The sequence below is a fragment of the Kitasatospora sp. NPDC004799 genome, from assembly GCF_040609095.1.
Taxonomy (GTDB): Bacteria; Actinomycetota; Actinomycetes; order Streptomycetales; family Streptomycetaceae; genus Kitasatospora.
This window is the reverse complement of sequence record NZ_JBEXJK010000044.1, coordinates 23,296-33,438: the sequence shown is the minus strand read 5'-3', so window position 1 is coordinate 33,438 and position 10,143 is coordinate 23,296. Positions and strand designations below refer to the sequence as shown.

The following is a 10,143-nucleotide window of genomic DNA, read 5'->3' as shown; positions in this document are numbered from 1 at the left end:
TGACCGACCGCCTGTGGGGCTCCACCATGGTCCTCACCGAGCCCGACGCGGGCTCCGACGGGGGCGCCGGCCGCGGGCCGCGTTCGCCGCCGTCCGGGCCGCGGCCACCGCCGTGTTGGAGGCCTGGATCGCGGTCCGCGCGGCGTTGGCCGCGCCCTGCGCCGCCTCGGCCGCGCGGTTCGCGGCCTGCCCCGCCTTCACGAGGTCGTTCTTGGCCGCCTCGGCTTCCGCGGCGGCCTTCTGCGCGGCCTCCTTGGCCAGCCGGGAGGCCTCCTGGGCGCGCTCACCCGCTACCTTGGCCGCATCGGTCTCGGCCTTGGCGCGCTTGCCGGCCTCCGTGGCGGCCTCGACGAGCTGGCTGATCGTCAGGGTCTCCTGGTCACGGGCGCGGGCCAGCTCCAGCCCGTTCTCCAGGAAGTCCGCGATGTCCTCGGCCGTCCCGCTCAGGGCCCGCTGCGCGAGCTTCTGCACCTCGGGGCCGCCGGTCGCCATGACCTTGAGGACCTGGACCCGGTTGTCCTCCTCGCGGGCCTCGGCCAGGCCCGCGCCGAGGAAGTCCCCCAGCGCCTTGGCGGAACCGTCGCGCAGCGCCTGCTGCGCCGCGTCCTGGACCGCGCGGCCGCCCGTGCTGATGGCGGTCAGGACGGCCACCCGCCGGTCCTCCTGCAGCGGGTCCTGGAAGCCGGTCAGCACGAACTCGTGCAGCTGCGCGTCCGTGCCGTTCAACGCCTGTTGCGCCGCGGCCCGCACACCGGGATCGGCGAAGGCGAGCATCTTCAGGACGGCGGAGCGCTCGTCCTCGGTGGTCGCCCGCTGCAGGCCCGTGGCCAGGAAGCCGCTGATCTCGGCGTCGCTGCCGACCAGCGCGGCCGCCGCGGCGTCCTTGACCGCCGACCCGCCGGACATCCACGCCTCGACCACCTGGGTGCGCGCGCCCGCGGGCAGCGGCGCCGGCCCCGGGTCGGCGGGGACCGCCCCCGCCACCGTCGTGCCGAACACCGCCAGGGCCAGCGACAGCGCCGTCACCGCGGTCAGCCGGGCGCGCCGGCGACGATGCGGCCGGGACGTGGCCCCGGATAATCTGTCGACCATTTCTCCTCGATTCCTTGAGCGCTTTTCTAGTGAAATTCCAAGGCTTTTCGAAGGCATCTGCAACAACCCGTCGAACTGTCGCACAGGTCGTGAACCCACGGGTTCGACGTCGAATACACGCGCCATGCCGCGGATCGCGTACATCTGGATCACCAGGCTGGGGAAACCAATGCTCAGATGGCCTTTAAGAGGGGCTCGGCGGCCGGACGGACGGGTTCCGAAAGGAATTACCGCAGGCCGCCCAGGCCACGACATTGGCTCGAACGCGACCCTTTTACGGAACTCGGCGGCCGTGATACCAATAGGCCTCCGATCCGATGGCGAAGTGCCCGGCGCAGGCCCGGTCCGGTGCACCGTTTACCTCGATCTCATCATTCCCTTGCCCGTGGAATTCCGTACCAGGAGGCCACACCAGCATGAAGACCTTGCTCCGCGTCCTGACCACAGGTGCCGTCGTCGGCACCGTCGCCCTGACCGGTCTGACCACGGTCGGCGCCGCCCCCGTGCCGACCGGGGCCGTCACCGCGGACGACACCCCGCCGCCGGCCGTCGAGGACTTCGCGTACCCCCAGGCCGACAGGATCTTCCAGGAGCGCGGCATCCGGCTGAAGAGCGGGGACGGCCACATCCTGCTCGCCACCTGCGACAGCCGGCCTGGCCTGCTCGAGGTGCACGCCCGGGGCATGAAGACCACCGACCCGGTCGGCCACGGCCGGTTCTGCTTCCAGATCAGCGGCGCGACCGGCCGGCTGAGCCTCGAACTCCCCTCCGTCTACGGCGCCGTGGGCAACGACTACGCCGTGCGCTTCGACATGCGGACGGACACCGAGACCAAGTCCTTCAACGTGACGAAGAACATCTGGACACCGGTCGGTGAGAGCGCGGACCCGCAGGGGCGCGTGTTCAGCCTGCTGGAGATCACCGCCACGGCGTGACGCACGGCCGCTCCTGCCCGACCGCCGACGAAGGAAAGCCTCCTCATGCCTCACTCACGCCCGCGCCCGCGCTCCCCATGGATGGCCGGGGCGGTCACCGCCGCCACCCTCGCCACCACCCTGATGGCCGCAGCACCCGCCCCCGCCCTCGGCGGTGACGCCGCGCCGGCCGGCGCCTACGCCTTCACCGCCAAGCTGGACATCGGCGACGGCAAACGCTCCTGCACCGGCGCCCTGATCGACCCGTACTGGATCATCACCGCCGCCGCCTGCTTCGCCGACGACCCCACCCGGCCCACCACCCTCCCCGCCGGCCCACCCACCCTCAAGACCACCGCCACCATCGGCCGCACCGACCTCACCACCACCACCGGCCAGACCCGGGACATCGCCGAACTCGTCCCCCGCACCGACCGCGACCTCGTCCTCGCCCGCCTCACCACCCCCGTCACCGACACCACCCCGGTGGCTGTGGCCACCACCGCACCCGCCACCGGCGAAGAACTCCACGTCACGGGCTACGGCCGCACCCGAACCGAATGGGTACCCGACAAACTCCACAGCGCCGCCTTCGGGGTGAACACGGTCGCCGCCACCGGAATCGGCATCACGGGCACCGCACCGGTCGGGGCCTCCGTGTGCAAGGGCGACACCGGCGGCCCCGCCCTGCGCAGGGTCGGCGACCACGACGAACTCGCCGCCGTCACCAGCGCCTCCTGGCAGACGGGCTGCCTCGGCAGCGCCGAGACCACCCGCGACGGCGCCACCGCCACCCGCACCGACGACCTCGGCGACTGGATCCAGCTCGTGCGCTCCCGCCCGTTGCCGCCCCAGGCCACCGGCGTCCTGCGCTGGTTCCTCTCCGACTCCGCGCAGTCGAACGTCAGCACCCGGCCGGTGTTCGACTTCGGGAAGAGCCCGGTGATCCCGCTGACAGGCAACTGGGACGGCATCGGCGGGGGCGGGGACACCCCCGGCGCCTACGACCCCACCACCGCCCGCTTCCACCTGACGAACTCGCTCGACGGCGGCCCCGGCACCACCGACTTCGGTTTCGGCAGCCCGGGCGACGTCCCCGTCGTCGGCCGCTGGGACGGCGGACGCACCACCGAGGTGGGGATCTACCGCCCGAGCACCGCCGAGTTCCACCTGCGCCACCACGACGGCACCGTGACGTCCTTCATGCTGGGCGACGGAGGCAACTGGAGGCCGATCGCCGGGGACTGGACGCACAAGGGCTTCGACACCCCGGGCCTGTTCGACCCCGACACCGCCACCTTCCACCTCGTGAACTCCCCGCACGGGGGCGAGGCCGACACCACCTTCAGGTTCGGCGACCGCGGGGACACGCCCGTCACCGGCGACTGGAACGGCAGCGGCACCACCCAGGTCGGCGTCTACCGGGCCACCGGCAGCGTGTTCCACTTCCGCGGCGCCGCCCCCGACGGCTCCACCACCTCCGTCTCCTACGGCGACGGCGGGTTCCCCGTCACCGGCGACTGGAGCGGAAGCGGCCGGACGACCCAGGGCATCGTCGTCCCCGGCCGCTGACCCCGCTCGGCCGGACAGGGCCTAGCCGATGACCGCGTCCAGTTCGACCTCCACCAGCCAGCGCTCGTCGATGAAGCGCGAGACCTCCACGAAGGTGGTGGCCGGGCGGATCTGCGCGAAGCGTTCGCCGTGGGCGCGCGCGGCCTCGCGCCACTGGCTCATGTCGGTGAGCATGACGCGGGTGCGTACGACGTCCGCGAGGGTGGCGCCGGCCTCCCGCAGGGCGGTCTCGGCGATGTCCAGGCAGCGGACGGTCTGGGCGTGGACGTCGCCCTGGCCGACCGTCGTGCCGTCCTCGCCGATCGGGGCGGTGCCCGCGACCGCGACGTGGTTGCCCTTGCGCACGGCCCGGGAGAAGCCGATCCGCGGTTCGAGGGGCGAGCCGGAACTGACTGTCTGTCGAGTGCTCTCCATCGCACCATGGTGCCGCACTAGTGCACCTGGCGGGCCGTCTGCCTGCGCGAACGCCCCGGCGTGCCGCCCGGGCCGCCCCGAAACCCCCCACCGCACTAGTGCACCATCCTCAAATAACCCCAGTACAAGGCTTGTTGGCACCGATGCGTACGGCGTACATTCAGCGGCATGGAGAACCGCGACACCCCCACCGACATCCTCGTCTCCGGCGCCGGCATCGCCGGCCCCGCCCTGGCCCACTGGCTGCGCCGCCACGGCTTCACCCCGACCGTCGTCGAACGCGCCCCGGGCCCGCGCCCCGGCGGGCAGGCCGTCGACCTGCGCGGCGCCGGACGCACCGTGGTCGAGCGGATGGGCCTGATGGAGCGGGCCCGCGCGCTGAGCGTCGAGCAGCACGGCATGGCCCTGGTCGACCGGCGCGGACGCACCACCGCCCGGATACCCGTCGACCTGTTCGGCGGCGAGGGCATCGTCTCCGAGATCGAGATCCTCCGCGGCGACCTCGCCGACCTGCTGCACGAGGCCACCGACGGCGTCGAGTACCTCTGGGACGACACCGTCACCGCGCTCGACGAGGACGCCGACGGCGTCACCGTCACCTTCGAGAACGCCCCCGCCCGCCGCTTCGCCCTGGTCGTCGGCGCGGACGGGCTGCACTCCGCCGTGCGCCGCCTCGCCTTCCCGGACCACGGCGCCCACTACCGCCCGCTCGGCGGCCACCACGCCTGGTTCACCGTCCACGACCCCGACCTCGCCCGGGCCCTGGACGGCTGGTTCCTGATGTACAACGCCCCCGGCGGCCTGGTCGCCGGCGCCCGCCCCGGCCGGCTGCCCGGCGAGGTCAAGGCCTCCCTGGGCCTGCGCGGCGCACCGCCGGCGTACGACCGCCGCGACACCGCCGCCCAGCGGCGCCTGCTCGCCGAGCGCTTCGCCGGCGCCGGCTGGGAGGTCGACCGGCTGCTCGCCGGGATGCACGCCGCCGACGACTTCGCCTTCGACTCCTTCGGCCAGATCCGCCTGGAGCGCTACAGCCGCGGCCGCGTCGTCCTGCTCGGCGACGCCGGCTACAGCCCCAGCCCCCTCACCGGGCTCGGCACCAGCCTCGCCCTGGTCGGCGCCTACCTGCTGGCCGGCGAACTCGCCGCCGCCGCGGGCGACTTCCGCACCGCCTTCGCCCGCTACGAGGAGCGGATGCGCCCCTACGTGGCCCGCGCCCAGGAACTGCCGCCCGGCGGGCTGAGCGGCTACGCCCCCGACAGCGGGCTGATGATCCGCCTGCGCGCCGCCTCCATGCGCTGGATGGGCCGCTGGCCGCTGCGGCCCGTCATGGCCGCCCAGTTCGCCAAGGCCGGGGACATCGCCCTGCCCGACTACCCGCTGCCCGCCCGCGCCGCGTGAACGCTGCCCGCCGCCCGCCGTTGCGGGCAGGGCCGGAGCGTCGGCGGGCAGGGCGCCGCACCGGTGCGTAGGCTCACCGGCCATGGCATGCCGCATCAGCGAACTGGTCCTCGACGCCGCCGACCCCGAACGGCTCGCCGCGTTCTGGAGCGGGGTCCTCGGCTATGTCGAACTCGGCCGGGAGGGCGACGGCAGCATCGAGATCGGCCCGCCCGGCACCGGCTTCGGCGGCCCGCAGCCCACCCTCGTCCTCAGCCCCACCGCCGACCCCCGGCCCGCCAAGCTCCGGCTGCACATCGACGTCAGCGCCACCGACCGCGACCAGGACGCCGAGCTGGAGCGGCTGCTCGCGCTCGGCGCCAGGCCCGCCGACGTCGGCCAGAGCGGCACCGAGAGCTGGCACGTCCTGGCCGACCCCGAGGGCAACGAGTTCTGCCTGCTGCGCGCCCGCGTCCGGCCGGCCTGACGCCCGCGCCGCCCCATGGGGCACCGTCGTGCAGGGGGCCTACCAGGCCGGAACCCGAAACCCTGGGTTCAGTCCCATTCGATCCGCCGGCCCCCGGCACTGACGACCATCCGCAGCCGCTCGCCCGTGGGCTCACCTGCGACGCGCCAGCGGGTGAGCAGCTCGGCCACCGCGTCCCAGAGCCGGACGGGCCCGCCCTGCCGGACAAGCCAGCGGCCCCCGTCCTCGAACACCACGGCCCATGACCCGCCGTCCACGTCCACCAACACGTGTTCGGTACGTCCGTTCCGAGGCATGGCGAAGTACTGCGCGGTGGGCGCCGCGAACTGCGCCACGAACCGGGCCGCCCACTGGTCGAGCACGTCAGCGCCGACATCCGCCGACCGGGCCTCGCCCTGATCGAGCGCGGGCAGCATGCCGAGCGGCGGGGGCATGTGCGGACGGGCGAGCATGAACGACACCCCGCCGCCGAGCACCGGACCGGTTGCCGTACCGTCCTCGGCGACCGTGAGCCGCACCAGCTCGGAAGCGTTCATCCAGCCGCCGACCGCCACCAGGATCTCGCCGCCCGGCCGGGTCTGCGCGATCCACTCGGCCGGAACGGTCCGGACCCCGCACGTGGCGATGATCCGGTCGTACGGCGCCCCCTTGGCGTACCCGGCGAGCCCGTCACCGGTCACCAGCTCGGGCCGGTAGCCGAGTCCGCCCAGCGCCACGGACGCCCGAGCCGACACGTCCGCGTCCACCTCGATCGACGTCACCTGGTCGTCGCCAAGGACGTGCGTCAGCAAGGCAGTCGAGTACCCGGTGCCGGTCCCCACCTCCAGCACGGACATGCCGGGCTGCACCCGCAGGTCTTCGAGCATCCGGACCACCAGGCCGGGCAGCGTCGAGGACGACGTGGGCACCTGCGCCAACCGGCCCTCGACCTGTCGGGGCACCACGCAGCCGGCGAGTTGGGTCACCAACGTGTCGTCCTCGTACACGCGGCCGATCAGCTCGGGCAACTTGTCCAGCGACACGGGCCGGTACCACCCGTCGCCGTCGTACTCGAACCAGCCGTCCCGCAGGAACGCCTCACGCGGGACGGCCAGCACCGCCGCTTCCCACTCGGCGCTCAGGATCACCCCCGCTTCCTTGAGCTGTGCCGCCAGTACCGCCCGAAGCCCTTCGGACTCGTTCACTCGGTGACTCCGTTCTCCAGAAGATCGGCGATTGCGGATGTGATCGGCAGGCCCGCCACGTGTTCCAGCCACGCCCATTGACCGTTCGGGTTGCACTCCAGGAACCACCATTCACCCTCGGGGGTCACGGCGAAGTCGAACGCCCCGAAGCGCAGGCCGAACTCACCGAGGAACCGCAGCAGGGCGGCCCGGACCGGCCCGGGGCAGTCCACGGGTTCGTACGTCAGGTTCCGGTACTCGCTGCGCCAGTCGAGCACCCCGGGAGGGGCGGTGATCAGCGCACAGAACACCCGGTCCCCGACCACCACGGCGCGCACGTCGCCGGACTTCGACACCCGCGCCTGAAAGAGATGAGCACAGACGCTCACGGCGTCGGTGATCTCCCCCGGCTCGACCGGTGCCGCCCAGATGCCGGCGGGCTCGCCGTCCACGTGGTAGGCCCCGGCATGCAGGGGCTTGTAGATCGTGGGCTGCGCAGCGGCGAACTGCTCCGCTTCGGCCGGGTTGTTGGTGATCAGCGTCGCCGGGATCGGCAACCCGAGCCCGGAGGCAACGGAGAGTTGCGCGGGCTTGTACTCGGCACGGGCGATGGCCTGCGGGTGGCTCAGGTAGAGACAGCCCCGAAGTGCGCCGAGTACGCCGTTGAGCCCCCGGCGGTTCTCCTGCGCGGCGAACCGGTCGGCCTGGTGGTCGCTCTCCGGCGTGTACGGGTTCGGCCGCCGATGGTAGAGCGCGCGGACGCCGGAGAGGTCGGCAGTGCGCTTGCCCGCCGTGAGCCTCCCCGACCATCCGTCAGCCGTGATCGAAGCGGCCAGCGTGGCGCGGGCCGGGAAGTCCCGTCCGGGATCGAACCGGAGGACGGGCACCCGGCGCCGGTTCAACTCCGCTACGACCAGATCGGCGGTCGGGTCCTCCGCTTCCGTGGAGACCAGCACCGGGCGTCCGTCCATGGCGTTACCTCCTAGTCCTTCGTCGCGTCGTGGCCGGAGTCACCGTCGACCTTGCCGTCCTTGCCCACCTGGGTGGGCGGGTAGGTGCCCACCGACGTGCCGTGCTTGCCCAGCTCGGCGGGGGTCATGGTGCCGTCCTCGCCGAACCACAGACCGGTCTGCGTCGCGGGGTCCAGCCCCGCGTACTGCCACTGCGACGGCTCACCGTTGCGCAGCGGCACCATGCGCCCCATGCCCCACGGGGCAACGGGAACGAGTTCGGAAGCGGTGACCAACTCTCCTCCTATGTCTCGGTGTTGATCGGATCTGTGAAGTGAGGCACCAGTTCAGAGCCAAAGGCCGCGCGTGAACAGAGCGGGGATGACGCACTCTTGTGGCATCCATGTCTCACACTCTCCGCATCGTGTGCCCTGACCTGCTAGAACGGTTACCCGGAGACAGGGAGGCGGCATGACAGCTCGGCGCAGAGCCTTTGTTGAAAGGCGAAAGGCCCTTGGTTTCACCCAGGAATCCTTGGCCCAGAGCGTGGGCGTTGACCGCTCCACCGTGGCGAGATGGGAAAGCGGAAAAGTTGATCCGCAGGATTGGCAGCGCCCCACTCTTGCCAAGATTTTGAGGGTCACGCTGGCCGAGCTCGACGCCATTCTGTACGGCAGCGGGGATCAGGAGCGTTCGCAGGCCATACAGGTCCCTGCCACTGCACCATCGGCCCGGGACGACGAAATCGAAGCTTTGGAGCTTGCGCGTAGAGTTTCAGCCAGTGATGTTGGAAAGGAAACGATTGAACGACTTGAACTGACCTTCCACGACCTGGCCGTGAAGTATCCGACCATGGCTCCACGAGAACTATTGGGCCAGGTGCGGAAATACTCGTCGTACGTGACCGGCTTGATGGATGCAAGGAAGACTCTTGAGGAGCATCGGCAACTGCTGGTCATAGGCGGATGGTTTTCACTGCTCGGCGCCACCCTGCACATTGATTTGAACCAGCAGGATGCCGCAACGGCAAGGCTTCGGACAGCAATGACCCTGGCGCAGCATGCCGGGCATTCGGAAATGCAAGCTTGGTGCTTCGAAACCGACGCCTGGCGAGTGCTTACCGACGGCCATTATTCACGGGCGGCGGAACTCAGCGCTACAGCCCAGCAGCTGGCCCCATCAGGAAGCTCGGTCGAAATTCAGGCCATCGCCCAGCAGGGACGGGCGTTCGCGCGACTTGGATATTCGAGTGAAACATATTTCGCAATAGATCGGGTGCAGGCCCTTTCCGCTGCAATCGGCATGCCGGATCAGCCCGAACACCATTTCCAGTATGACCCTGCAAAAGCTGTGGCGTACGCCGCAACCACTCTGGCATGGATCGGAGACCCGGCGGCGGAAGCCTATGCGAGAGAGGTCATCTCGCGGCTTTCGCCGCCGGACGACCTGACCAGGTGGTCTCGTCGGGCGGCTTCGGCAAATATTGATCTCGCACTCTCCCTGGTGACGACCAATCGCCTTGATGAAGCATGCCATGCAGCGCAGCGCGCAATGCTCTCAGGTCGAGTTGCGCCGTCGAATCATTGGCGGGCCCTGGAAGTGGTAAATGCCGTTGAGGTCGGCAAGATTTCCGATGCGCGCGACCTTCGGGAGGCGTATGAAGAAATGCGGCTTCAGATAGGGCCTGCTGATTGATCGCCGCGTCCGGCCGGCCTGACGCCGTACCGGCCCGACGGGTCGACGAGTCGCGGGTTACGCGGTGCGCGGCTGGTTGAAGCGCAGCATGTTGCCCGACGGGTCGCGGAAGGCGCAGTCGCGCACCCCGTAGGGCTGGTCCATCGGCTCCTGGAGGACCTCGGCGCCGGCCGCCCGGATGCGCTCGAAGGTGGCGTCGCAGTCGTCGGTGCGGAAGATGACGCCGCGCAGCAGGCCCTTGGCGAGGAGTTCGGCGGCGGCTCGGCGGTCGTCCGCGGAGGCGTGCGGGTCGGCCAGCGGGGGCTCCAGGACGATCTCCACGCCGGGCTGGTCGGGCGAGCCGACGGTGACCCAGCGCATCCCCTCGAAGCCGACGTCGTTGCGCACCTCGAAGCCGAGGACGTCGCGGTAGAAGGCGAGCGCCCGGTCGTGGTCGTCGACGGCGATGAAGCACTGCGCGAGTTCGATGCTCATGGCCG

The 10,143-nt window shown here is 71.1% G+C and carries 11 protein-coding genes; 5 read left to right on the top strand and 6 right to left on the bottom strand.

The genetic code is table 11. The features are described from left to right. Positions 1-33: 33 nt before the first annotated feature. On the bottom strand, positions 34-1,092 hold the full coding sequence (locus tag ABZW03_RS09025; RefSeq protein WP_355254124.1) for an ALF repeat-containing protein: 1,059 nt from the start codon (positions 1,090-1,092) through the stop codon (positions 34-36). A 416-nt stretch (positions 1,093-1,508) separates the two neighbouring features. Between ABZW03_RS09025 and ABZW03_RS09020 the strand changes: the two genes are divergently transcribed. Then, a complete protein-coding gene (locus ABZW03_RS09020) occupies positions 1,509-2,027 on the top strand; it encodes a hypothetical protein (RefSeq protein WP_355254122.1) in 519 nt (172 codons plus the stop codon). Between the two features lie 45 nt (positions 2,028-2,072). Continuing rightward, a complete protein-coding gene (locus tag ABZW03_RS09015; protein WP_355254120.1) occupies positions 2,073-3,578 on the top strand; it encodes a S1 family peptidase in 1,506 nt (501 codons plus the stop codon). A gap of 21 nt (positions 3,579-3,599) precedes the next feature. On the opposite strand, the gene ABZW03_RS09010 is transcribed toward ABZW03_RS09015, so the two are convergent. Beyond that, a complete protein-coding gene (locus ABZW03_RS09010) occupies positions 3,600-3,992 on the bottom strand; it encodes a RidA family protein (protein ID WP_355254118.1) in 393 nt (130 codons plus the stop codon). 168 nt (positions 3,993-4,160) lie between these two features. On the opposite strand from ABZW03_RS09010, the gene ABZW03_RS09005 reads away from it, so the two are divergent. Together ABZW03_RS09005 and ABZW03_RS09000 are read left to right on the top strand one after the other, a co-directional pair. Further along, positions 4,161-5,390, top strand: a complete 1,230-nt coding sequence (locus ABZW03_RS09005; RefSeq protein ID WP_355254116.1) for an FAD-dependent monooxygenase — start codon at positions 4,161-4,163, stop codon at positions 5,388-5,390. Between the two features lie 82 nt (positions 5,391-5,472). Then, positions 5,473-5,856, top strand: a complete 384-nt coding sequence (locus ABZW03_RS09000; protein ID WP_355254114.1) for a VOC family protein — start codon at positions 5,473-5,475, stop codon at positions 5,854-5,856. Between the two features lie 68 nt (positions 5,857-5,924). Here ABZW03_RS09000 and tgmC read toward each other — a convergent pair whose 3' ends face one another. The 3 genes from tgmC to tgmA are packed head-to-tail and all read right to left on the bottom strand — an operon-like array spanning position 5,925 to position 8,265. Beyond that, complete coding sequence (gene tgmC / locus ABZW03_RS08995; protein ID WP_355254112.1) at positions 5,925-7,040, bottom strand: ATP-grasp peptide maturase system methyltransferase; 1,116 nt, start codon at positions 7,038-7,040, stop codon at positions 5,925-5,927. Further along, the gene (gene tgmB, locus ABZW03_RS08990) at positions 7,037-7,990 is read right to left on the bottom strand and encodes an ATP-grasp ribosomal peptide maturase (RefSeq protein WP_355254110.1); all 954 of its coding nucleotides are present in this window, start codon (positions 7,988-7,990) and stop codon (positions 7,037-7,039) included. Before tgmB ends, tgmC begins: the two co-directional genes overlap by 4 nt. Before the next feature lie 11 nt (positions 7,991-8,001). Then, positions 8,002-8,265, bottom strand: a complete 264-nt coding sequence (gene tgmA / locus ABZW03_RS08985; protein ID WP_355254108.1) for a putative ATP-grasp-modified RiPP — start codon at positions 8,263-8,265, stop codon at positions 8,002-8,004. Positions 8,266-8,440: 175 nt separating this feature from the next. Here tgmA and ABZW03_RS08980 point away from each other — a divergent pair, with 175 nt between their 5' ends. Then, positions 8,441-9,664, top strand: coding sequence for a helix-turn-helix transcriptional regulator (locus ABZW03_RS08980; protein WP_355254106.1), 1,224 nt, complete (start codon positions 8,441-8,443; stop codon positions 9,662-9,664). Positions 9,665-9,721: 57 nt separating this feature from the next. Here the strand turns inward: ABZW03_RS08980 and ABZW03_RS08975 are convergent, their stop codons facing one another. Beyond that, positions 9,722-10,138: a VOC family protein gene (locus ABZW03_RS08975; RefSeq protein ID WP_355254104.1), complete on the bottom strand. Its 417-nt coding sequence runs from the start codon at positions 10,136-10,138 to the stop codon at positions 9,722-9,724. Positions 10,139-10,143: the final 5 nt, after the last annotated feature.

Excerpts from the sequence above, each read along its gene's own strand:
- ABZW03_RS09025 (WP_355254124.1), bottom strand. The coding sequence starts at position 1,092 with ATGGTCGACAGATTATCCGGGGCCACGTCCCGGCCGCATCGTCGCCGG.
- ABZW03_RS09020 (WP_355254122.1), top strand. The coding sequence starts at position 1,509 with ATGAAGACCTTGCTCCGCGTCCTGACCACAGGTGCCGTCGTCGGCACC.
- ABZW03_RS09015 (WP_355254120.1), top strand. The coding sequence starts at position 2,073 with ATGCCTCACTCACGCCCGCGCCCGCGCTCCCCATGGATGGCCGGGGCG.
- ABZW03_RS09010 (WP_355254118.1), bottom strand. The coding sequence starts at position 3,992 with ATGGAGAGCACTCGACAGACAGTCAGTTCCGGCTCGCCCCTCGAACCG.
- ABZW03_RS09005 (WP_355254116.1), top strand. The coding sequence starts at position 4,161 with ATGGAGAACCGCGACACCCCCACCGACATCCTCGTCTCCGGCGCCGGC.
- ABZW03_RS09000 (WP_355254114.1), top strand. The coding sequence starts at position 5,473 with ATGGCATGCCGCATCAGCGAACTGGTCCTCGACGCCGCCGACCCCGAA.
- tgmB (WP_355254110.1), bottom strand. The coding sequence starts at position 7,990 with ATGGACGGACGCCCGGTGCTGGTCTCCACGGAAGCGGAGGACCCGACC.
- ABZW03_RS08980 (WP_355254106.1), top strand. The coding sequence starts at position 8,441 with ATGACAGCTCGGCGCAGAGCCTTTGTTGAAAGGCGAAAGGCCCTTGGT.
- ABZW03_RS08975 (WP_355254104.1), bottom strand. The coding sequence starts at position 10,138 with ATGAGCATCGAACTCGCGCAGTGCTTCATCGCCGTCGACGACCACGAC.